Here is a 22,818-nt window from a genome sequence, read left to right on the forward strand (position 1 = left end):
TCAGTCCATTCCTTTGCGCGTGCACTCGGCCACGAGCTTGCGTGCGGCATGCAGGCGGCTCTTGACGGTAGGCACGTGCAGGTCCTGCTGCTTGGCGATCTGCTCCATCGGGACTTCGTCCAGATACAGGAACATCGTGGCGCGCAGGGTATCGCTGAGTTTGTTCAGGCAGTCGCGCATGCGCTTGACGAGCGACAGATGCTCGTAGGCGTGCGCGGGGTCGGCAAAGGGCGACGGGTCGCCCACGTCTTCCGCGTCGTCGAAGGCAGTGTCGTCGGGCCCGCCGTCACCGTCCGCCCCGGTCCATCGCACTTCGTGCCGGGTGCGCCGATGCATCTGGATCAGCTCGTGCAGCGACCCCCGATACAGGTAGCCGCCCAGCTTGCTGACCGCGAGTTCATGCGCGGCCCAGCCGCCCGGCGGCTGGCCATGCTGGAAGCCTTCGTCCTTGAACGTGCGCGTTTGCAGGAACTTCATCAGCGCATTATTGAAGGCGTCCACCACGCCTTCCGGCGAGGTGTTGAAGAACTTCTTGCGCAGCTTCAGCGTGATGTGCTGCTCGGCTTTGTTGCGGAATTCCAGCGCGTAGCGCGGGTCGGCATGCATGATGCGCAGCAACGCGTCGACGTTGTTGATGACGTAGCGCTTGGGATCGAGCGTGTTCATGGTTCAGATTCTTGGTGTCGAACTGGACGCGGAACGTCAGCCCATCGGCGGAAAATGCCGCAGCCCTCCAGGGCGAGGGCTGCGGCACCTTAGCCGTGCAGGGGCGGAAAATCAAGCGCGGCGCCGAAGCACGGCGACGCCGCGGACGGTAAACGCAATGACGATCGCCAGCGACAGGTAGAAGCCAAAACCGAAGCTCATGCTGTTCCACAGGTTCGACGCCATGTCGCCCGCCAGGTTGCGGCTGGCGCGCGAATTGCCCATGAAACCGGCGAACTGGCGCGTGGCGTTCATCACTTCACGCACTTGCGAGACCACACCGGCCAACGCAATGAGCCACAACACGAGCGGGGCGAAATAGCCCAGACGGCCGGCGCGATGGTTCAACAGCGACGGCAACAGCGGGCCCACAACCGCCAGCAGCCACAGCAGCGCATAGATACCGGCGCCCGAGCCTTGACCGGCCATTGCGCCCTGCACGTTGCCGCCATTCTGCAAACGCAGCAGGTCATAGAAGCTCAAGCTGGCGTTCGACCCCATCATGCGCACGGAAATCACCGAGAACATTGTGGTGGCCAGCAGGAACAGGACGGCGCCCACGGCGTCGCCCCGGTTCACGCGCTGGACGAAGAGGGACGCCCAGCGGGCGCCGTGCGCCTTGGCCTGGGTCAGTACGTCGCGCGGCTCTTTCGCTTCTTGCATGGTCTTTCCTTATTAGTGGTGGCGGGGTGCCTGTACCCCTAGCTATGCATGGCGGCGAAAAAGGTTCGATTTATTTTTCGATAAAAATTTTTCGAACCTTTTCGCGGCTGGCGCGTAGCAGGGGACAAGGGCGCGCAATTCCCGCCGCCAACCATCCACCCGGAGAGTCCAATCATGTCGAACCCCACCCCGCTTGCCGCCCTGTACCAGACCGTCGTGCAAGAAGAACTGGGCCTGGTCGCCCGCGTTGACGACGACGGCGACGTGCAGTTCCGTTATCCCGACCTGGGCACCATGTTCTTCAGCCTGAGCGAGTCGGACCCGGAATTCCTGCGCCTGGTCTACCCGAGCTTTGTCGACGCCGAGGAACTGGGCATGACCCGCGTTCAGCTGCTGGAAGTCATCAACGCGGTGAACAACCGCTGCAAGGCCGTCAAGCTGAGCCTGCAACAAGACCGTGGCGGCAAGGCCGGCCGCGTGTCGGCCTCGCTGGAAAGCTTTGTGGCCGCGCCCGACACCTTGCCCGCCGAAGCGCTGCTGCGCGCCATCGTGGCGCGTTGCGTGTCGGTCATCCGCCACAGCGCTGGCGAGTTGGTGAAAGACGCGCTGGAGCTCAAGCAAGCGGCCTCGCAATAAAGGCCAAACCGGCAAGGCGGAATTGAAACAGCCCTGGCCCTGCGCTGTAACTTTGCGATACATTGCAGGGCTTTGACGGAAATTGCGCCTTGCCGCCGCTGGATTTCCCGCCACCACGATGATGTCGATGCGCCTGCCCTTATCCCGTTCGTCTTTGTCTCCGCAGTTCTTTTCCCGTTCTCTGCTCCTGCGCCTTGCGACCATGCTGCTGTTGCTGGGGACGCTGAGCGCCTGCGCGGTCAAGACCAATTCGCGGGGCGGGCTGGTCTATGGCGTGGATACCGCCGCCTTGTTCGGCACCGAGATCGGCCAGTTCCCCTTGCAGGACGGGGGGCTGGGCACGCTGCGCCGCGAGGGCAAGAACTTCTCGGTCAAGCTGTCGGGCAACCAGCGCGTGGTGCCGTTGAACAACGTGGATTCGGCCCGCATCGCGCGTACCGAGAACGTGGGGCCGCGCACCGTTGTCGTCATCGAAACGCAGCGGCGTAACTGCGACTACCGCTACACCGTGCTGGCGATTGAAGGGTCCGACGTGTTGTCGTGGGACTTGGGCAACTGCCGCGACCGGCCCGCCGTGCTGGTGCAGGACGACCGCAGCGCGTTGACGTTCGACTTCCCGAAGGGCTCCGTCATCGAGCGTTTCGTCTACACGCAGGACGGCCGCATGCGCCGGGGCGACGTCAAGACCGTGGCGGGCATGAACCCGCGCGCAAAGCCCTTTGCCGACGAATCGTTGTACCCGCCGGGGTACATGGATTCGCTGCGCCTGTATGGGGTGTATCCGCCACCGGCCGCGCCCGCCGCGAAATCGGGCCGATCGGGCAAATCGGGAAAGCCTGGCAAGCCGGGAACGTCAACGCCATCTGCCGCGCCGTCGCGTTCGGCCACGCCCGATGCGCCTGCGCCGATGCAGACCAGCGCCCAATCCGCAGGCCGGGTCATTCCGCCGCCACCGCAACGCGTGCCGGGCGGCGATGCGCCGACGGCCGCCGCCACCGGTGCAGCCTCTTCCCGCAGCGCCAGCGCATCGCGCACGCCGGCCAAGCTGGATCTGCCTGACGAGGAAATCACCTCGACTCGCCTTGATCTGAGGGATTGACGTGCGCCAAGCTCAGATTCGCCAGATTCTTTTCTTGATCGTGCTGACGGTGATTTACCTCAGCTTTGAATTGGGATTCAACGCCCGCCTGCTGGACGTGGTGGGCAGCCGCGCCACGCCGCACGACATCGAAGAGCTCGAATTCTTCGGCCGCACGCTGTCCGGCATCGCGGCCGCCCTGGTCGTGCTGCAACTGCTGCTGACCCGGCGCTTGCGCACAGGTGGCCAGCCGTCGTATCTGAAGATCGCCGTCGCCTGCGCCGTGACCGCGCTGCTGGTGTTCAGCGCCATCAAGCTGATTGTGAATGTGCTGGTCGATACGCGTGATGGCGACTTCCGCCGCATCGCCACGAATTCCGGTTTGCTGCAACGCTCGCTGGTCCAGGGCGATCTGCATCTGGACGGGCTGGTCGACGACGAGGTCTATGCGCGGCCCGAGGGCAAGGCGTTCCTGGCGGTGTTCCAGGTGCTGCTGTCCAACATCGAGAACCTGGACGAGAAGGTCGAGCCCAAGAAGCGCCAGGTCATCCGCACCGATCTGCAACGCCAGATGAAGACCTTCACGTTCGATGACCGCGAAGTCCGCATGACGGCGCCGGGCATTCGGGGCTATCACCAGGTCTACACCAGCGTGATGCAGTCGGTGGCTGACCGCTGGAAGAAATACGCGGGCGTGCCGGTTGCGTCCGATATCGGTCTGGCGCGCGAGCAGGACAGCGCCTGGAGCGATTACCGCCGCAACCTGTCGCGCCGCGGCTGGACGCCGGAAAACGTGCCTGCCCGCTATCAAGGCCGGGTCGTGCAAGACGTGCGCAAGCGCATTCCGGTGCCGGGCGACTGGCAGCCGCATGACCGCGCCACCTTCAATGCCGCGGTTGCGCAGCAGTATTGGAAGACGATGCGCAGCCGCACCGTGCATGTGGAAGGCGACGCCATTCCGCCGGGCCTGTCGTACGAGGATTTCGTGGGGCGCCCCGGCGTGCAGAAACTGTTGCGCCAAACCTTGATGGTGCCGGTCAACATGCCTGTCGCGTCGAACTACACGGATGCCGCCAGCTTCAAACGCCTGTACGACAGCATGCTGGACCGCGCGGTGGACGAAGCGATGCCGCGCTTCTCGGCCACGAATGCCGACTTCGCACGCGGCGGCCAGCACTACAAGCTGGGTGAAGACGCGGCGCGCGCGGCCATCGTGCCGCCGGTGGCGTTGTTGTTCTCGCTGTTGGGCGCGGTGGGCCACTTTGCCAAGCTGCTGTACCTGATCGCGAAACTGGTGGTGTGGTGGCGCACGCCGGCCGGCCAGGAGCCGGGCCGCACCGCCACGCGCGCGGCCGGGCTGGCGCTGGTGCTGACGCTCGCCTGCGTGTGGACGGCGTTCTCGTTCATGCAGAACGGGGTGACCAAGAGCGAACTCTTTCAGCAGATGTCGCGGGTGGAATCCGGCCGCGATGATGAATCGATCGGCCAGGCGCTGCGCCGCCGCGTGCTGGCCAATGTGGCGCACGTGGTGGTGGTGGGCCAGGCCTACACCTATCCGTTCAACGAAACGGTGCGCACGCGCGTGTTGGGCGGCATCAAGTACGGATATCACGGCGATGCGAGCTAAGTACTTGCTTGCGGCGGTGCGGGCTAAGCATTGGCTTGCGGCGTTGCCGGCTAAGCGTTTTGCCGCGGCGTCGCGGGCCAAGCGTGTGATCGCGGTGGGGCTTGCCGCTGCGCTGCCGTGGTCGGGCGCAAGCGCCGCCTGCCTGGGCATGCAGGTGCACGCGCACCGGGGCGCGCCCACGCTGCCAGAGAATTCGCTGGCGTCGATCAGCGCGGCGTATGCGGGCGGCTGGGATGGCGTCGAGATCGACATGCAACGGCTGAAGGACGGCCGCTGGGTGCTGCATCACGACATGCTGACGGGCCGCACGGTGGGCGGCGTCGGGCGCAAGGCGGTGCTGCAACTGAGCAGCGCGGATTGGCGCGGGGCCAAACTGTTGGGGCAGGGCGGGGGTTCACCGCCGCCGTTCCTGGATGACGCGTTGCGCGTGGCGGCGGCGCAGCCCGCCAAGACGTTCAATGCGGAACTCAAGGTGGTGTATCGCGACTGCGCGCCAGTGGGGCAACTGGTGGCGGGCATGAAGCAGGCGCTGCCGCATGGCAACTGGATGATCACGTCGGCCTTTCCCGAGGCGCTGCGTTGCGTGCGCGGCACCGATCGCCAGGGCTATCTGGGCCTGATCGTCTTTGACCCGCGCCACGCGGAGTCGGTCAGCGCCAACCCGCTGGGCAAGTACGTGGCGCAACGCGCCACCGCGCCCAAGCTCACGCGGCAATGGCTGGCCAACCTGGCGGCCAATGTGGGCGCGCCCGTGGGCGTGCATGTGGACGCAATGACGCTGGCCGCCAACCCGCAACTGTTGCGCGACGCGGCTGCCCAATCGGTGCGCGTCTTCGTCTACGCGGTGGGCGGGGATGCGGCCTTGGCGCAGCAACTGCGGGCCACGAAGCAGCGCGAAGGCTATCTGCCGTCGGGCGTGATCATCGATGGCGACGCGCAGGCGTTCTGCCGGGCCATGGGTGGCTGAACGCGGCTGAATGCGGCTGCATGCGGTTGAACGCGGTTGAACGCGGTTGAACGGGACTGATCGGGGCTGAACGTCGCGGAATCTCGCCCTCGTGCGCGGCCGCCGTTTCCGCATAAACTGGGCGCCTTCTTCCCGCTACCCATTCGCAAGGAAACGCCCATGACTGCACGCGCCACCTGGTTCCTGTCCTGCATGCTGCTGGCGGGCGTCGCCCACGCCGGCTCCGCGCCGGCCGAACTGTCTTGCGTATCGGAAAGCGGCAACGTCGCGTTGAAAGGCGTCATCCCGTCGCCGTCGTCGGAAGACCTGAACGTGACCCTGCGTTATTTCGACGCGAATCTGGCGTTCACGTCGGACACGAATTCCAACAGCTATGTCGTGTCAGATTTCCCGCAATCGGTGTTCACGCTGTTGGTGCCCGCCGAGGGCGTCGCGCTGACGCTGTACGCGCTGCCGTCCAGCGTGGCGATTGAAAAGAAGGCCGATGGCGAAGTCGCCGGCACGTTCCAGGCCAAGCTGACGGCGCCCCGTCCGCGCTCGGCGGCGGGTGCGCAAACCAACAGCCCGCTCAAGGCGACGCTGACCTGCGAATACCACTACTCGATTTAAAGACCGCCGCCCCGGCCATCAAGGAGACAAACGCATGAGCTCGACGCCCTCTGGCCTGCCTCAGCAGGAACCGCCCCTTTGCCTTGCGCCGCTGCCCGACATGGACGCGGCCACGTTCGATATTCCCGCGGGCGCTTGCGACACGCACGCGCACGTCATCGCCACCGACGCCACCGCCTATCCGCTGGTGCCAGAACGCAGCTACACGCCGCCGCCGGCTTCCGAATCCGCCTATCTGGCCATGCTGAAGCAAACCGGCATGTCGCGCGGTGTGCTGGTGCAGATCAGCGTTTACGGCACCGATAACCGCTACATGCTTGAGGTGCTGCGCCGTCATCCCGACCAGCTGCGCGGTATCGGCGTGGTCGCGCCCACCGTCACCGACGCCGAGCTTGAAGCCATGCATGCCGCGGGCGTGCGCGGCTTGCGCATCAACGTGTTGTTTGGCGGCGGCATCGGTTTTGATGCGATGGAAACGCTGGCGCACCGCATTGCAGACTTTGGCTGGCACATGCAGTTTCTGTTGGACGCGCGCCAACTGCCCGAGCTGCTGCCGCGCATGCGCAAGCTGCCGGTGCCGGGCGTGGTCGACCACATGGGCCACATGCCGGTTGCCGAAGGCATTCACAGCGCCGGGTTCCAGGCCTTGCAGCATCTGGTGCAGGATCACGGCTGGTGGGTGAAGTTGTCGGGCGCGTATCGCATCAGCGAACGCGTCGATGATTTCAGCGATGTCGTGCCGTGGGCGCAAGCGCTGATCGACACCGCACCCGACCGCATGCTTTGGGGCAGCGACTGGCCGCACGTGCATCTGACGCGCATGGTCAACACGGGCCGATTGCGCAACCAGTTGGCGCTGTGGGCGCCCGATGCTGACATCCGCCACCGCATTCTGGTCAGCAATCCGGAACGCTTGTACGGCTTCGCGCCGTCGAAATAAGCCCCTCACAACAACAACGAACGAGGCAAATCATGCAGTGGTACAGAGAATTGAACAAAACCGAACGCCGCACGTTTATTGCGGCGTTTGGCGGATGGGCGATCGACGCGTTGGACTTCATGGTGTTCACCTTCGTGATCGCCACGCTGATGACGCTGTGGGGCATCGACAAGGGCCAGGCGGGCATGCTGGGTACGGTCACGCTGCTGTTCTCCGCCATTGGCGGATGGCTGGCCGGTATTCTGGCCGACCGTTACGGCCGCGTGCGCGTGCTGCAATACACCATCCTGTGGTTCTCGGCGTGCACCGTGGCCATTGGCTTTGCGCAGAGCTTCGAACAGCTGTTCGTGCTGCGCGCGTTGCAAGGCCTGGGCTTTGGCGGTGAATGGGCCGTGGGCTCGGTGCTGATGGGCGAAATCGTGCGCGCGGAACATCGCGGCAAAGCGGTCGGCACGGTCCAAAGCGGCTGGGCCGTGGGCTGGGGCGCAGCGGCGGTGCTGTACACCGTGGCGTTCTCGGTGCTGCCGTCCGAATGGGCGTGGCGCAGTCTGTTCTGGATTGGCGTGTTGCCCGCCTTCCTGGTGCTGTACATCCGCAAGAACGTGCCTGAACCCGAAGTGTTCCAGCGTGCGCAGGCCAAGGTGCAGGCGGGAGAAGCGCGCGCCTCGTTCTGGACGATCTTCTCGCCCGCGCTGATCAAAACCACGGTCATCACCGCTATCCTGTGCACGGGCGTGCAAGGCGGCTATTACGCCATCACCACCTGGCTGCCGACCTACCTGAAGGTGGAGCGCCAGTTGTCGGTGCTGAACACCGGCGGGTACTTGATGGTCATCATCTTCGGCTCGTTCTGCGGCTACATCGCGGGCGCGTATCTGGCCGACCGCCTGGGCCGCCGCGCAAACCTGTTGATCTTCTCGGTGCTGTCCACCATCAGCGTCTACGCCTACACGCAGCTGCCGCTGACCGATCATCAGATGTTGTTCCTGGGCTTTCCGCTGGGCTTTGCGGCGTCGGGCATCTTCAGCGGTATCGGCGCTTATTTGACCGAACTGTTCCCGTCTGGCGTGCGCGCATCGGGCCAAGGCTTCGCGTACAACTTCGGGCGCGGCATTGGCGCATTGTTCCCAAGCTTGGTGGGCTTTTTGAGCCAGACGCATGGGCTGGGCTGGGCCATCGGCGCGTTCGCCACGGGCGCGTATGCGGTGGTGATCGTGACCGTGTTGCTGCTGCCTGAAACCAAGGGGCGCGTGCTGGAATAAACGTCGTTCGTCATCTGGAATGCAGGTCAGGCCCGGGCAGCAGTCCGGGCCTTTTTTATGTCTGACTAGGGTTTACCCGGTATGGCAGGCAAAGCCAAAATTTGTATGATGACCCGATAACTTTTACTCAAGAGACACATCATCATGCAGGCCGAAAACCGCGTCCGCGAAGAAATCTGCACCGTCGGCGCCAGCCTTTACAACCGCGGCTACACCGTTGGTGCAGCGGGCAATATCAGCGCCCGCCTGGACGACGGCTGGCTCATCACGCCCACCGACGCCTGCCTGGGCCGGCTAGATCCGGCCGAGTTGGCCAAGGTGGATCTGGACGGCAACTGGGTGTCGGGCGCCAAGCCGTCCAAGACGCTCGTGCTGCATCAAGGCATCTACCGCGCCAGCCCCGAGTCGCGCGGCATCATTCACACGCATTCCACGCATCTGGTTGCGTTGACGCTGGCGGGTGTGTGGCGGCCAGATGAAGTGCTGCCGCCCATCACGCCGTATCAGGTGATGAAGGTGGGCCGCATTCCGCTGATCGGCTATCGCCGGCCCGGCGACGCGCAAGCGGCGGCCGACGTGGCCGCGGTCGCAAGCCAGGTGCGCGGCGCGTTGTTCGAGCGGCTGGGCCCGGTGGTATGGGAACGTTCGGTCGCCCACGCCTCGTATGCGTTGGAAGAACTGGAAGAGACCGCGCGCTTGTGGCTGATGTCCAACCCGCGCCCCGCGCCGCTGTCCGCCGAAGCCATCGAAGACCTGCGCGTGACCTTCGGCGCGCGCTACTGATTTCGCCGTACTGACCACCCTCGCATTACTCCCCATACCCGTACAAAGCCGGCAGGCCGCCACGCCAACACGCGCGGACCCGCACGGCGCATCCCTGGAGACTTTTCATGCCCCCGATGGACTTGGCGTCGACCGCCGCACCCGCTGCGGCCTTACAGCCTGAATCCCGCGAGACCGCCCGCGCTTATGCCAAGGTGTTCTGGCGGCTCGTGCCGTTCTTGATGCTCTGCTATGTGATCGCCTATCTGGACCGCGTCAACGTCGGTTTCGCCAAGCTGCAAATGTCGCAAGACCTGGGTTTCAGCGAAACGGTCTTCGGCCTGGGCGCGGGCGTGTTCTTCATCGGCTACTTCCTCTTTGAAGTGCCCAGCAACCTGTTGATGCACCGCCTGGGCGCGCGTATCTGGATTGCGCGCATCATGATCACGTGGGGCATCTTGTCGGGCATGTTCATGTTCGTCGAGACGCCCACCGGCTTCTACATCCTGCGCTTCCTGTTGGGTCTGGCTGAAGCGGGCTTCTACCCCGGCGTCATCCTGTACCTGACCTACTGGTATCCGGCGCATCGCCGCGCGAAGATCATTGCGCTGTTCATGTCGGCGATTCCGGTGGCCGGCATTTTCGGCAACCCGCTGTCGGGCTGGATCATGGAAGCGTTTCACGGCACGCACGGCCTGCAAGGCTGGCAGTGGATGTTCCTGATTGAAGCCATTCCGGCGCTGCTCATCGGCGTCGTCACCGTCATGTATCTGGACAACGGCATCTCCAGCGCCAAGTGGCTCACTGCCGATGAAAAACAGATCCTGACCCGCGAGATCGAACAAGACCAGAAGCAGACCGGCACGCAAAAGCATTCGCTGCGCGCCGTGTTTGCGGACGCGCGCGTGTGGTGGATGTGCTTGATCTACTTTGCTTTCGTCGCCGGCCAGTACGGCCTGACGTTCTGGATGCCCACGCTGATCAAATCCACTGGCGTGACCGGTGCATTCAACATCGGCCTGCTTAGCGCCATTCCGTTCCTGTGCGCCATCGTCGTGATGAACCTGCTGGGCCACTCGGCCGACAAGCGCCGCGAACGCCGCTGGCACCTGATCGTGCCGGCGCTGGCGGGCGCCGTGGGCTTTACCGCGGCGGCGTCCTTTGCCGACAACACCGTGATTTCGCTGATCTGCCTGTCGATGGCCGCCGCCGGCGTGCTGACGTGCGCGCCATTGTTCTGGTCCTTGCCCACCGCCTTCCTGTCTGGCACCGCCGCTGCCGCAGGCATCGCCATCGTCAACTCGGTTGGCAACTTGGCCGGCTTCGCCAGCCCCTACATGATCGGCTACCTGAAAGACGTCACCAGCTCTACCGCGTCCGGCATGTACGTGCTGGCCGCCGTGCTGGTGGTGGGCGCCATCGCGGTCTGGTTCACGCCGGCCAAGCTGGTCAACCGCTGAACTGCATTATTCATAAGGAATCGCCATGCCGCGCCTGGCCGCCAACCTCACCATGATGTACGCCGAACACGCCTTTCTGGACCGCTTCAAGGCGGCCGCCAGCGACGGGTTCCAAGGCGTGGAGTTTTTGTTTCCGTATGAGTTCGCGGCCGCGGACCTGAAGGCGCGCTTGCAAGACAACGGTCTGACGCAAGCGCTCTTCAATGCGCCGCCGGGCGACTGGGCGGCTGGCGAACGCGGCATTGCGTCCTTGCCCGGCCGCGAGGCCGAGTTCCAGCGCGGGCTGGATCAAGCGCTGGAATACGCCGCACAGCTGGGCAACCGCAGCCTGCACGTCATGGCGGGGCTGATTCGCGCTGACCAGAACCGCGCGGCGCATCGCGAGGTCTATCTGAAGAACCTGGCGCGCGCCGCCGCTGCTGCGGCATCCGCCGGCATCACCATCGTGATCGAACCCATCAACACGCGTGACATCCCCGGCTTCTTTTTGAACCGCCAAGACGACGCGCAAGCCATTTGCGCAGAGGTCGGCGCCGACAATCTGAAGGTGCAGTTCGACTGCTATCACTGCCAGATCGTCGAAGGCGATATCGCCGTGAAGTTGCAGCGCGACATCGCAGGCATCGGCCATATCCAGATCGCGGGCGTGCCAGACCGGCACGAACCTGATCTTGGCGAATTGCACTATCCGTATCTGTTTGAGCGCATCGACGCGTTGGGCTACACGGGCTGGATCGGCTGCGAATACCGGCCGCGCGCCGGCACCTCCGCCGGCCTGGGCTGGGCCCGTCCTTACCTACACAATCAATGAGCATCCCATCATGAAGATCCTGATCACCGGCGGCGCCGGATTCCTGGGCCAGCGGCTGGCCCGCAAACTGCTGGAGCAAGGCTCGCTGACGCTGGACGCCATCGGGCCGCAACCCATCACGCAGATCGATCTGCTGGATGTGGTCAAGACGGATGCCTTCACCGACCCGCGCGTGCACTCGCTGGTGGGCGATATCGCTGACCCCGCCGTGCTGCGCCAGGCCATCGACAAGAATACGCGCGCCATCTTCCATCTGGCAGCCATTGTCAGCGGGCAAGCCGAGGCGGATTTTGATCTGGGCATGCGCATCAACCTGGACGCCTCGCGCGCTTTGCTGGAAACATGCCGGGCGCTGGGTCACCAGCCGCGCGTCATCTTCACCAGCTCGGTGGCGGTGTACGGCGGCGCGTTGCCGGACACCGTGCAGGACGACACCGCGCTGAATCCGCAGTCGTCCTACGGCACGCAAAAGGCCATTGCCGAACTGCTGCTGGCTGACTACACGCGGCGCGGCTTTGTTGACGGCCGTGTGCTGCGCCTGCCTACCATCAGCGTGCGGCCGGGCCGCCCGAACGCCGCGGCGTCATCGTTTGCCAGCGGCATCATTCGCGAACCGTTGAACGGCGAACCCGCCGTGTGCCCCGTGGGCGCCGACACGCGCTTGTGGCTGTTGTCGCCGCGCGGCGCGATCCAGGCCTTGATTGCCGGTTGCGAATTGCCGGCAGAAGCGGTCGCTGACCGCGCACCGATCAACCTGCCCGGCGTATCCGTTTCTGTTGCCGAGATGGCGCAGGCGCTGCGCGAGGTGGCGGGCGACGCCGTGGCCGACCGCATTACGTGGCAACGCGACGAGCGCGTCGAACGCATCGTTGGCAGTTGGCCGGGCCGCTGGGACACCACGCGCGCGGCGCGTCTGGGCCTGGCGGGCGATAAGGACTTCGCCGACATCATCCGCGCCTACATGGCCGACGACCTGACGCGTTAAGCGCAGCGCTCGCGCCCCGACGATCTACCCGGACGAACCCAACATGAACTCTTCGCAATCGACTTCCCGCCGCGTTGGCGTCATTGGCCTGGGGGCCATGGGCGCGGGCATCGCGCAAAGCCTGCGCCGCGCGGGCCACGACGTGCACGTCTACGACATCCGCGCCGAAGCGGCCGCCGCCTTTGCCGCGCAGGGCGGCGTGGCCTGCGCCACGCTGGCCGAACTGGCCGCCGCGTGCGACATCATCATCAGCGTGGTCGTCAACGCGCAGCAGACCGAAGCCGTGCTGTACGGCGATGGCGGCATTGCCGCGGCCCTGCGCCCCGGCGCGGTGTTCGTGATGTGCTCCACCGTGGACCCCAACTGGTCTGTGGCGTTGGAAGCGCGGCTGGCCGAGCAGGGCGTCCTGTATCTGGATGCGCCGATTTCGGGCGGCGCAGCCAAGGCGGCGTCGGGCCAGATGACCATGATGACGGCAGGCAGCGCGGCGGCGTACGACGCCTGCGGCGCGGTGCTGGAATCCATGGCGGGCAAGGTCTACCGCCTGGGCGACCGCGCGGGTGCGGGCAGCAAGGTCAAGATCATCAACCAGCTGCTGGCCGGCGTGCACATTGCGGCCGCCGCCGAGGCCATGGCGCTGGGCCTGCGCGAAGGCGTGAACGCCGACGCCTTGTACGAAGTCATCACGCACAGCGCGGGCAATAGCTGGATGTTCGAAAACCGCATGGCGCACGTGCTGGCGGGCGACTACACGCCGCTGTCCGCCGTGGACATCTTCGTGAAGGACCTGGGGCTGGTGCTGGACACCGCACGCCACACCAAATTTCCGCTGCCGCTGGCGTCCACCGCGCATCAGATGTTCATGCAGGCGTCCACCGCCGGGCATGGCCGCGAAGACGATAGCGCCGTCATCAAAATATTCCCGGGCATCACGCTGCCGGAGGAAAAATGAGCATCAAACTGGGCTGTATTGCCGACGACTTCACGGGCGCCACCGACTTGGCCAACAACCTGGTGCGCGCGGGCATGCGCACGGTGCAGACCATCGGCATTCCCGGCGCGCCGCTGCGCGATGACGCCGACGCGGTGGTCGTCGCGCTGAAGACGCGCACGTTGCCCGCCGACGAGGCCGTCGCGCAATCGCTGGCGGCGTTGGAATGGCTGCAACAGCAGGGCGCCAAGCAAATCTACTTCAAGTACTGCTCCACGTTCGACAGCACGGCGCAGGGCAATATCGGCCCCGTGACCGATGCGCTGATGACGCGCCTGGGCACGGACTTCACCATCGCCACGCCCGCCTTCCCCGACAACAAGCGCACGGTATTCAAGGGCTATTTGTTTGCGGGCGATGTGCTGTTGAACGAATCGGGCATGCAGCATCATCCGCTGACACCGATGACGGACCCGAACCTGGTGCGCGTCTTGTCTGCGCAGACCTCACGCAAAGTCGGCCTGATCGATTACACCGTGGTGGCGGCGGGCGCTGACGCGATCCGCGCACGCATTCAAGCGTTGAAGGAAGACGGCGTCGAGATCGCCATCGTGGACGCCGTGTCGAACCAGGATCTGCTGACTCTGGGGCCGGCGTTGTGCGGCATGCCGTTGGTCACCGCGGGTTCGGGTGTGGCGATCGGGCTGCCGGGCAACTGGGGGCTGAGCGCCGCGCAGGCCGCGACGCAAACCCGTTCAGCGGGCTTGCAGGCCGTGGTGGCAGGCAGCTGCTCCACCGCGACCAACGGGCAAGTCGCCGCATTCATCGGCAGCGGCCGGCCGGCCTACGCGCTGGACCCGATGCGCTTGGCGTCCGGCGATGACGTGGTGGCGGACGTGTTGGCATGGGCCGAGCCGCGCATGCAAGACGGCCCCGTGCTGGTCTATTCCACCGCGCAGCCGGATCAGGTCAAGGCCGCACAAGGGCAGTTGGGCGTGGAGCGCGCGGGCGCAATGATCGAAGCGGCCATCGCGCGCATTGCGGTGGGCCTGGTCGAACGCGGCGTGCGCCAGTTGATCGTGGCCGGCGGAGAAACGTCGGGCGCAGTGGTGCAGGCGCTGGGCTTGGAGCAGATCGCCATTGGCGAACAGATCGACCCTGGCGTGCCGTGGTGCGCGGGTTACACGCCGGTGGCGAATGCGGACGTCAGCATCGCGCTGAAGTCGGGCAACTTCGGCACGCAGGACTTCTTCATCAAGGCGTTTCGCTGACGACGCGATTCCGCTATTCAGACAGGCAGGAGACAGGGCATTGTCCAGAAACCAGAACCAGACGACCACCCCGAAAAATACGCTTAAAGGCGGTTTGAAATCGCGCCACCTGACGATGATGTCCATCGCCGGGGTCATCGGGGCGGCGCTGTTCGTCGGCTCGGGCAAGCAGATCGCACTGGCTGGCCCGGCCGTCATCCTGGCTTATCTGGGCGGCGGCATTCTGGTCATTCTGGCGATGCGCATGCTGGGAGAAATGGCCGTTGCGCAGCCCGATACGGGTTCGTTTTCCACCTATGCGGACCGCGCTATCGGGCGGTGGGCGGGCTTCACCATCGGTTGGCTGTACTGGTACTTCTGGGCGTTTCTGATGGGCTGGGAAGCCTATGTGGCCGGGCAGATCCTGCACGGCTGGTTTCCGCAGGTGCCGGACTGGGGCTACGCGCTATTCATCACCGTGTCGCTCATCATCGTCAACTTCATGAATGTTCGAAACTACGGTGAATTCGAATTCTGGTTCGCGCTGATCAAGGTTATCGCCATCGTGGCGTTCCTGATCATCGGCAGTCTGGCCGTGGTGCATCTGTGGCCGTGGGGTGAGGCGCGCGGCGTGTCGCAATTGACCGCGCAGGGCTTCATGCCCAATGGCGTCAAGTCGGTGGTGGTGGCCATGCTGGGCGTGATGTTCGCGTTCATTGGCGCGGAAATCGTTACGGTGGCCGCGGCCGAATCCGCCGACCCCGCCCGCGAAATCATCAAGACCACGCGGTCGGTGGTGTGGCGGATCTGCCTGTTCTATGTGGGCTCGATCTTCCTGATTGTGTGCCTGGTGCCGTACAACGACCCGTTGCTGTCGCAACCCACCCACGGCAGCTACAACGTGGCGCTGAGCAGGCTGGGCGTGCCGCATGCGCAGGCCATCGTCAACTTCATCGTGTTGACCTCGGTGTGCAGCTGCTTCAATTCCGCGTTGTACACGGCGTCGCGCATGCTGTATTCGCTGTCGCGGCGCGGCGACGCGCACCGCATCATGCAAGTGACGGGGCGGCGCACCGGCACCCCTTATGTCGGGGTGCTGGTGTCCAGCGTGTTCGCGTTCGTGGCGATCTGGATGATGGCGACGTCGAAGATGGATCTGTACGACGTGCTGATGCAGGCCACGGGCACCATTGCGTTGTTCGTATATCTGGCGATTGCGTTGTCGCAGCTGCGCATGCGCTACCGGTTGCAGGCGCAAGGCGTTGAGCTGACGTTCAAGATGTGGCTGTTCCCGTGGCTGACCTATGCCGTCATCGTGTGCATCATCGCCGCGTTGATCACCATGGTGGTCGAAGGCACGTACCGCAACGAAGTCGCCTACACGTCATTGCTGGCGGGGGTGATCGTCGTGATGGGTCTGGTCGCGCAGCGCTGGGAAATCGGTACGCGCAGGCGCGGCTTGCAAGTCAGCGGTGCGCCCGGCTAAGCCGCTTGGCCGCATTCACCATGTGGATGCGGGCAGCTTCGCGGGCGCCTTCCACATCTTGGCGGCGGATGGCTTCAACGATGGCATTGTGCTCTTGCAGCACGTCGCGCATCAGGTCCGCGTGGCGCGCTTCGTTGCCGCGCGTCACGCGGGTGGCGGCTTCCAGGAACTGGCTGACAAAGGCCAGCGTCGTCAGAAAGTACGGGTTGCCCGTGGCGCGTGCGATGCTGCGATGAAACGCCACGTCTTCCTTCACGCCGTCGCCACCGTCTGCCACCGCTTGTGAAATCGCGGCGAGCGCCGCGTCGATCTCGGCCATGTCGCGCTTCTTGCGCATGGCGGCGGCCTGGGCGGCGATTTCGGTTTCCAGCGCGCGGCGCAGGTCCACGATGTGCAGCACGGCGTCCAGCGAACTCAGGTCGGCGGCGTCGATGCGCAGCGCACGGTTGCCCGTCAAGCCGGTGACATAGACGCCGCTGCCTTGCCGCGCTTCAACGATGCCATCCTGCCGCAGCCGCGACACGGCTTCGCGGATGACGGTGCGGCTGACGCCGAACTGTTCCGCCAGCGCGGCTTCGGTGGGCAGCTTTTCGCCGGGCAGCACGCGGCCCTCGTCAATTTCGGCGAGCAGGCGCTTGGCGACCGTATCGGTCAAGGTGGGCGGGGAGGGAAGTCGTGGAAACGCCATGGATGAGAACCGCAGAGTGGGGGCGACTGGCCAATAAAAACGTCATCGGCGTGGCCCGGCGCCAATGATAACCGGTCTGTCGGCGGCCTTTGGACGCTTGCCCGCCGGACTGGAACGCGCCGCCATCAGGCAGTCGATAAAACATTGCGCCGCCGGTGTGGGCGGCGAATCGGCCCGCGTCAGAATCGATACGCGGGCGGCGGGCAGCGCGTGCGTGAGCGGCATCATGCGCAGGGGCCGGGGCATCAGTTGATGGTCGAACAAGGCGCGCACAAAGATGCCCAGCGCATCGCTTTCGGCCATGATGGCCAACGCAATGGCGATGGACTGGCACGGGATGACGTCGCGCGGCGGCGGCAAACCATGCGCGTCGAACGCCAGGCGCAGCAGGTTCGACGGCGCTTGAATATTGCCCGGCAGCAGCCACAGCGCGCCGTGCAGGTCGGCCAGGCTGCGCGCATGGCGCAAGGGGTGGCCGGCGCGTGCGCCAATCGCCATCGGCAGCGTGAACAGGGTGCGGCGCGCGAAGCCGTCTTCGATGTCGCCGTCGTACTCGGTTTGCACAAGCAGGTCGTAGCGGCCCGATTCCAGTTGCTCGTGGCTATAGGGCGGGGCGACTTCGTTGAACGACACGGCCACGCGCGGCATGCGCGCGCGAAACGCCATCAACGCGGCGGGCAGCGCGGTCAGCGCCGACGAACTGATGGCCAGATTCAACGTGCCGCCTTCGCCGTCCAGCATCTGGCCGATCTCTTCCTGCGCGCGCCGCGTCTCTTGCAGGATGATGACGGCGCGTTTGTACAGCGCTTCACCATAAGTGGTGAGCTCGACCCCGCGTGCGCTGCGGCGCACGAGCTCCGCGCCCACGCTTTGCTCCAGGTCGCGCAGGCTGCGCGTGGCGGCGGGCTGGGTCACGAACAGGGCGCGCGCCGCGGCGCGGATGCTGCGGTGTTCGGCAATCAAGACAAAGGCGCGCAACTGGCGCAGGTTCATGGGCGAGGTCTCAAGACGGGGTCGGACGTAGCCGCAGCCGTGGCCGCGGCCAGAGATAGGGCCGGGTGGTGGATCACGGGTCAGCGAACTGGGGGGATATAAGAAAAAGGTTTCACTGGAATAAAAATACTGTCTTTTCCTTATCGTGCGCCATCCGTATATTCATCCAGTCAGGGCGGCCACAGCGTCCGGTTCACGGACCGGCCGCCCGGAAAAACGGACATCAAGGGGAAAACATGTCTATCGCCATTGCCGCCGCGCCTGGCCGGCAGGATTTGCATTCGAGCGCCATGCGCCGGCGCGTGATCGCCGGCACCACCATTGGCAACGCGCTGGAATTCTTCGACTTCACCGTCTTCACGTTCCTGATGCTGGTGATCGGGCCGCTGTTCTTTCCGGCCGCCTCGGGGTACGGCCAGCTGCTGCTCACCACCGCCACGTTCGGCGTGGGCTTTCTGATGCGCCCGGTGGGCGGCATGCTGATAGGTTCCTATGCCGACCGCCACGGCCGCCGCGCCGCCATGACCTTGACGCTGTGGCTGATGGGGCTGGGCTGTGCGCTGATTGCTGCCGCGCCCACGTACGCCCAGATGGGCGTCGCCGGCCCGGTGCTGATGGTGCTGGCGCGGCTGATTCAGGGCTTTGCCGCAGGCGGCGAAGTCGGTGCGTCCACCACCTTGCTGGTGGAGCACGCGCCCGCGGACAAGCGCGGGTTTTATTCCAGCTGGCAGTTCGGCAGCCAGTCGCTGGGCGTGATGCTGGGCGCGCTGACGGTGGCGCTGCTGACGGCGGCGCTCAGCAAGGAACAGATGCAGGCCTGGGGCTGGCGCGTGCCGTTCGTGATCGGCATTCTGACCGTGCCGGTGGGCGCGTACATCCGCCGCAATCTGGAAGAGACGCTGGAGCCTGCGAAAACCTCCACATCCTCGCAGAACCCGCGCACCCCGCACACCTCGCACACTCCGCACACTCCGCGCACCCCGCACACCCCGCACACCCCGCACACCCCGCACACCCCGCACACCCCGCACACCCCGCACACCCCGCACCCCTCGGCGCCCTCGCCAGCCACGGCACAACACCAGCCGCTGCGTTTGGTCTTTGCCGAACACAAGGCGCAAATCGTCAAAGGCATTTTGCTGGTGATCGGCGGCATGGTGTGCGCGCAAATCATCGGCTTCTACATGCCGGCCTATGCCAATAAGGAATTGGGCCTGCCCGCCACCTCCACGCTGTTTGCCAGCGTGGTGCTGGGCGCCATCGGCTTTGTCATCGCGCCATTTGTCGGCATGCTGGCCGATCGCGTGGGGCGCAAGAAGGTCATCTTCTGGTCGCGCGCCGCCACGGTGTGCGCCTTGCTGCCGTGCTTTCAATGGCTGGTATCCGCACCCAGCACCGAACGGCTGATGACGGTGATTGCGCTGCTGGCCGTTCTGCTGGCGCTACAGACCGCACCCGTCATCACGATGTTGCCCGAACTCTTTCCCAAGGCCGTGCGCACGACGGGGATGTCGGTCGTGTATGGTCTGGGCATCTCGGTCTTTGGCGGCTTCGCCCAGTTCTTCGTGACCTGGCTGCTGCACGTCACCGGCAATCCCATGGCGCCTGCCTGGTACTTGATGGTGACGGTGACGCTTTCCACCGTGGTGCTGTTCTGGATTCAGGACCGCACCGGCCACGTCATCGATACGCAGGAGCCATGATGCCCAGCAGCACGAGTTACTTCCCCCGCAGCTACGCCGAGTCCCGCGACCGCTTCCTGGCCGACGCTGCGCGTTTGGGCGCCGCCGTCGAGTCCTACCCCATTTCGGACGTGGGCAGCGAGGGCGAAGCCCTGGCCACCGACGTGGCGCTGCTGGGCGCGCCAGACGCGCAACGGCTGCTGATCATGACGTCGGCGACGCACGGCGTGGAAGGGTTCTGCGGCGCGGGCTGCCAGTTTTCGCTGATGGATGACGCCGCGATGATCAAGCGCGCGGCGCAAGCCGGCGTGGCTTTGCTGCTGGTGCACGCAGTGAACCCGTATGGCTTCTCGTGGATGGCGCGCACCGATGAAGGCAACGTCGACCTGAACCGCAACGCCCAGCCCTTTGACGGCACGCCGCTGCCCGCAAACCCGGGCTATGCCGCGCTGCATCCGCTGCTGTTGCCCGCGGAATGGCCGCCATCGGAAAGCAACCAGCGCGACATCGCGCGCTACGTCGCCGAGCACGGGCAGCCCGCCTTCGCGCAGGCCGTGTCGCGCGGCCAGTACACGCACGCCGACGGGCTGTTCTACGGCGGCGCGCGCCCGGCGGCGTCGCTGTTGAACCTGCGCCGCATCCTGGAAACGCACGCAAGCCGCTACGCGCACATCGGCTGGATTGACGTGCACACCGGCTTGGGTCCGCGCGGCCACGGCGAAAAAATCTACGCAGGGCGGCGCAACGATGCGGAAGTCGCGCGCGCGCGGCAGTGGTGGGGCGCGGATATTGCGGTGCCCTATCAGGGCAGCTCGGCGTCGGTAGACATTACCGGGCATCTGGCCGGCTTGATCTATCAAGCGTGCCCCGATTCCTCGCCCACGCTGATGGCGCTGGAATACGGCACGGTGCCGTTCGATGACATCGTGCTGGCGCTGCGCGGCCGCAACTGGCTGCGGGCGAATCCCGATGCGCCGCCGGCATTGCGACGCGACATCCTGCAAGCCACGCAAGACGCGTTCTATTGCCACGCGTATGACTGGCACGGCATGGTGCTGGGGCAAAGCCGGGTCGCGGTGCTGCAAGCGTTGTGCGGCTTGGAAGCGGCGAAGTAACGCCCGTGTTTTGATCGCGCAGCAACCCGGTCCAACACACCGGGTTGCACCTATTTGAGGTGCTGCACTGCGGCAGGTTGCACCTGTTTTCGCTTGATTTCAGGGATTACCCGCGAGTTGCAAAGCGCGTGGGTTATCCCTAGTTGAGCCGAGCAGCAACCCATAGATATGCTTCGGTTAACCAAGTGAACCGAAGAGTTCCAGGAGGAGTTTCAAACCGAGCCGGCACCTCGCTGACAAGGAATCTGGATTTGCATAGCGCGCCTCCTTTGGACCCGGCCGTTGCGGCCACCCGGGTTACGCCCATCCGCGTGATCCCGTGGGCAACGTGGCTGCACCGGGTCTTCGTCGTCCTGATGTATGCGTTCATGCTCTGCCCCATCGTGCTGGTGGTTTGGCTGAGCTTCTTCAAGGACGCCATCCTCTACTTCCCCCCGTCCGGCTACACGCTGTCCTGGTACGTGAAAGCGTGGCAGAACCCCGCGTTCGCCAATGGTTTTCTGTTCAGCCTGCAAGTGTCGCTGGTGGCCGCCGCCATTGGCGTCGTGATGGGCGTGCTGGCCGCGGTCGGCATCGCGCGCTACCGCTTCCAGGGCAGCAAGGGCGTCAATACGCTGCTGCTGTCGCCGCTGCTGATTCCCGGCATCGTGGCGGGCGTGGGCATCTACCTGTTCTACCTGCGCGCTGAAGAGGTGCTGGACCAAGACATCATCGGCACCTTTGGCGGGCTCGTCATTGCGCACGTCTGCCTGACGATTCCCTGGACCGTGCGCCTGGTCACGGCCGGCATGGCCGGGCTGGACGGCTCCATCGAGGAAGCCGCGCGCAACCTGGGGGCAAGCGCTCCGGTGGCCTTTCTGCGTGTGACCTTGCCCATGCTGCGCCCGTCGATTGTGGCCGCGGCGCTGTTCAGTTTCGTGGTGTCGTTCGAAAACCTGGAGCTGTCGCTGTCGCTGGTGGGGCCGGGCCGCACCACGCTGCCGATCGCCATCATGCAGTACCTGGAATTCAATCTGGACCCGACCATCGCTTCGGTGGCATCGGTGCAAATCTTGCTGTTGGGGATCATCATGCTTGTGACCGACCGCTACGTGAAACTCAGTCAGGTGGTGTAAGAAATGGCGAAGGTCTCAATCGAGAATATCCGCAAGCAATTCGGCTCGGCGGTGGCGGTATCCGACTTTTCCCTGGAGATCGCGGAAGGCGAGCTGGTGACGTTCCTGGGCCCCAGCGGCTGCGGCAAGACCACCACGCTGCGCATGATCGCCGGCTTCATCACCCCCACCGCAGGCCGCATCCGCATTGGCGACACCGACGTCACCCGGCTGCCCGTGCACAAGCGCGATACCGGCATGGTGTTCCAGCGCTATGCGCTGTTTCCCCACATGACGGTGGCCGAGAACGTGGCCTTCGGGCTGGAAATGCACAAGGTGCCCAAAGCCGATCGGGACGCCAAGATCCGCCGCGTGCTGGACATGGTGCGCATGACCGAGCTGCGTGACCGCTATCCGCGCCAGCTGTCCGGCGGCCAGCAACAGCGCGTGGCGATTGCGCGCGCGCTGGCAATCGAACCCAAAGTCTTTTTGCTTGACGAGCCCTTGTCCAACCTGGACGCCAAGCTGCGGCTGGAAGTGCGCGAAGAGATCCGATCCTTGCAGCAGCGTCTTGGCCTGACAACCGTGTTCGTCACACACGACCAGGAAGAAGCGCTGGCCATTGCCGACCGCATGGCCATCATGCATGACGGCATCGTGCAGCAGGTGGGCGCACCCGACACGCTGTACGAGCGCCCCGCCAATCTTTTCGTGGCCGACTTCCTGGGCAAGATGAACGTCTTCACGGGCCGGGGCCAGGCCGACAACCAGTTTCACACCGACGCGGGCCAGCGTATCGCCACGCCGGGCGGCGCGGGGGCAACGCACGTGGGCGTGCGGCCGGAACGCGTGCGGCTGTCCGAGCAGCCTTCGGGCGGCAACGCCTTGGCGGGCGTGGTGGAATCGTCGTTGTATCTGGGATCGGTGCTGGAAGTGCGCGTGCAGCTGGAAGGCGGCAACCGCATGATCAGCCAGGTCGTCAATGGTGGCGCAAGCCGCGCGCAACCGGCGCCGGGCGCGCGCGTGTACGCGTGCTTCGAGCCCGAAGACTGCGTGGCCTTCACGCAATAGGAG

Annotated in this window: 22 protein-coding genes; 18 read left to right on the top strand and 4 right to left on the bottom strand. The window is 65.1% G+C overall.

The window, feature by feature from the left end; all coding sequences use genetic code 11:
- Nucleotides 1–666, bottom strand: a complete 666-nt coding sequence (locus tag AC1DSJ_RS23140) for an RNA polymerase sigma factor (RefSeq protein WP_054426954.1) — start codon at nucleotides 664–666, stop codon at nucleotides 1–3.
- A gap of 111 nt (nucleotides 667–777) precedes the next feature.
- Entirely contained in the window at nucleotides 778–1,368 is a 591-nt protein-coding gene (locus AC1DSJ_RS23145; protein WP_175171598.1) for a hypothetical protein, read from the bottom strand.
- A 174-nt stretch (nucleotides 1,369–1,542) separates the two neighbouring features.
- Between AC1DSJ_RS23145 and AC1DSJ_RS23150 the strand changes: the two genes are divergently transcribed.
- The 14 genes from AC1DSJ_RS23150 to AC1DSJ_RS23215 all read left to right on the top strand — a co-directional run bounded on the left by AC1DSJ_RS23150 (nucleotide 1,543) and on the right by AC1DSJ_RS23215 (nucleotide 16,172).
- Entirely contained in the window at nucleotides 1,543–2,004 is a 462-nt protein-coding gene (locus tag AC1DSJ_RS23150) for a hypothetical protein (RefSeq protein WP_054426956.1), read from the top strand.
- A 202-nt stretch (nucleotides 2,005–2,206) separates the two neighbouring features.
- The gene (locus tag AC1DSJ_RS23155; protein ID WP_054427086.1) at nucleotides 2,207–3,103 is read left to right on the top strand and encodes a hypothetical protein; all 897 of its coding nucleotides are present in this window, start codon (nucleotides 2,207–2,209) and stop codon (nucleotides 3,101–3,103) included.
- A gap of 1 nt (nucleotide 3,104) precedes the next feature.
- A complete protein-coding gene (locus tag AC1DSJ_RS23160) occupies nucleotides 3,105–4,709 on the top strand; it encodes a hypothetical protein (protein ID WP_175171596.1) in 1,605 nt (534 codons plus the stop codon).
- Nucleotides 4,699–5,676, top strand: a complete 978-nt coding sequence (locus AC1DSJ_RS23165; RefSeq protein WP_245636454.1) for a glycerophosphodiester phosphodiesterase — start codon at nucleotides 4,699–4,701, stop codon at nucleotides 5,674–5,676. The genes AC1DSJ_RS23160 and AC1DSJ_RS23165 overlap by 11 nt, the downstream gene beginning before the upstream one ends.
- A gap of 159 nt (nucleotides 5,677–5,835) precedes the next feature.
- The gene (locus AC1DSJ_RS23170) at nucleotides 5,836–6,285 is read left to right on the top strand and encodes a hypothetical protein (protein WP_175171595.1); all 450 of its coding nucleotides are present in this window, start codon (nucleotides 5,836–5,838) and stop codon (nucleotides 6,283–6,285) included.
- A gap of 34 nt (nucleotides 6,286–6,319) precedes the next feature.
- Nucleotides 6,320–7,225 (top strand): amidohydrolase family protein, encoded by a 906-nt coding sequence (locus tag AC1DSJ_RS23175; protein WP_441372250.1) that lies wholly within the window; start codon nucleotides 6,320–6,322, stop codon nucleotides 7,223–7,225.
- Between the two features lie 32 nt (nucleotides 7,226–7,257).
- Nucleotides 7,258–8,487: an MFS transporter gene (locus AC1DSJ_RS23180; RefSeq protein ID WP_441372251.1), complete on the top strand. Its 1,230-nt coding sequence runs from the start codon at nucleotides 7,258–7,260 to the stop codon at nucleotides 8,485–8,487.
- Between the two features lie 144 nt (nucleotides 8,488–8,631).
- A complete protein-coding gene (otnC, locus tag AC1DSJ_RS23185) occupies nucleotides 8,632–9,270 on the top strand; it encodes a 3-oxo-tetronate 4-phosphate decarboxylase (RefSeq protein WP_054426960.1) in 639 nt (212 codons plus the stop codon).
- Between the two features lie 107 nt (nucleotides 9,271–9,377).
- Nucleotides 9,378–10,709: an MFS transporter gene (locus AC1DSJ_RS23190; protein WP_441372252.1), complete on the top strand. Its 1,332-nt coding sequence runs from the start codon at nucleotides 9,378–9,380 to the stop codon at nucleotides 10,707–10,709.
- Between the two features lie 25 nt (nucleotides 10,710–10,734).
- Nucleotides 10,735–11,520 carry a 2-oxo-tetronate isomerase gene (gene otnI / locus AC1DSJ_RS23195; protein ID WP_441372253.1) on the top strand — a complete coding sequence of 262 codons (786 nt, stop codon included), beginning with the start codon at nucleotides 10,735–10,737 and terminating at the stop codon, nucleotides 11,518–11,520.
- Between the two features lie 10 nt (nucleotides 11,521–11,530).
- Entirely contained in the window at nucleotides 11,531–12,505 is a 975-nt protein-coding gene (denD, locus tag AC1DSJ_RS23200; RefSeq protein WP_054426963.1) for a D-erythronate dehydrogenase, read from the top strand.
- A 43-nt stretch (nucleotides 12,506–12,548) separates the two neighbouring features.
- A complete protein-coding gene (gene ltnD / locus AC1DSJ_RS23205) occupies nucleotides 12,549–13,457 on the top strand; it encodes an L-threonate dehydrogenase (protein WP_175171590.1) in 909 nt (302 codons plus the stop codon).
- Entirely contained in the window at nucleotides 13,454–14,707 is a 1,254-nt protein-coding gene (gene otnK / locus AC1DSJ_RS23210) for a 3-oxo-tetronate kinase (RefSeq protein ID WP_441372254.1), read from the top strand. Before ltnD ends, otnK begins: the two co-directional genes overlap by 4 nt.
- Before the next feature lie 115 nt (nucleotides 14,708–14,822).
- A complete protein-coding gene (locus AC1DSJ_RS23215; protein WP_175171615.1) occupies nucleotides 14,823–16,172 on the top strand; it encodes an amino acid permease in 1,350 nt (449 codons plus the stop codon).
- On the opposite strand, the gene AC1DSJ_RS23220 is transcribed toward AC1DSJ_RS23215, so the two are convergent.
- A complete protein-coding gene (locus AC1DSJ_RS23220) occupies nucleotides 16,153–16,860 on the bottom strand; it encodes a FadR/GntR family transcriptional regulator (protein WP_342067067.1) in 708 nt (235 codons plus the stop codon). The genes AC1DSJ_RS23215 and AC1DSJ_RS23220 overlap by 20 nt on opposite strands.
- A gap of 42 nt (nucleotides 16,861–16,902) precedes the next feature.
- On the bottom strand, nucleotides 16,903–17,853 hold the full coding sequence (locus AC1DSJ_RS23225) for a LysR substrate-binding domain-containing protein (RefSeq protein WP_441372256.1): 951 nt from the start codon (nucleotides 17,851–17,853) through the stop codon (nucleotides 16,903–16,905).
- Between the two features lie 236 nt (nucleotides 17,854–18,089).
- Here AC1DSJ_RS23225 and AC1DSJ_RS23230 point away from each other — a divergent pair, with 236 nt between their 5' ends.
- The 4 genes from AC1DSJ_RS23230 (at nucleotide 18,090) to AC1DSJ_RS23245 (ending at nucleotide 22,815) form a co-directional block, all read left to right on the top strand.
- Entirely contained in the window at nucleotides 18,090–19,556 is a 1,467-nt protein-coding gene (locus AC1DSJ_RS23230; RefSeq protein WP_441372257.1) for an MFS transporter, read from the top strand.
- The gene (locus AC1DSJ_RS23235; RefSeq protein ID WP_441372258.1) at nucleotides 19,553–20,650 is read left to right on the top strand and encodes a M14 family metallopeptidase; all 1,098 of its coding nucleotides are present in this window, start codon (nucleotides 19,553–19,555) and stop codon (nucleotides 20,648–20,650) included. The genes AC1DSJ_RS23230 and AC1DSJ_RS23235 overlap by 4 nt, the downstream gene beginning before the upstream one ends.
- Nucleotides 20,651–20,901: 251 nt before the next feature.
- Nucleotides 20,902–21,765 carry an ABC transporter permease gene (locus AC1DSJ_RS23240; RefSeq protein ID WP_054426971.1) on the top strand — a complete coding sequence of 288 codons (864 nt, stop codon included), beginning with the start codon at nucleotides 20,902–20,904 and terminating at the stop codon, nucleotides 21,763–21,765.
- A gap of 3 nt (nucleotides 21,766–21,768) precedes the next feature.
- The gene (locus AC1DSJ_RS23245) at nucleotides 21,769–22,815 is read left to right on the top strand and encodes an ABC transporter ATP-binding protein (RefSeq protein WP_441372259.1); all 1,047 of its coding nucleotides are present in this window, start codon (nucleotides 21,769–21,771) and stop codon (nucleotides 22,813–22,815) included.
- The last annotated feature ends 3 nt before the right edge of the window (nucleotides 22,816–22,818 follow it).

This window comes from Achromobacter sp. 01N37 (assembly GCF_056399725.1).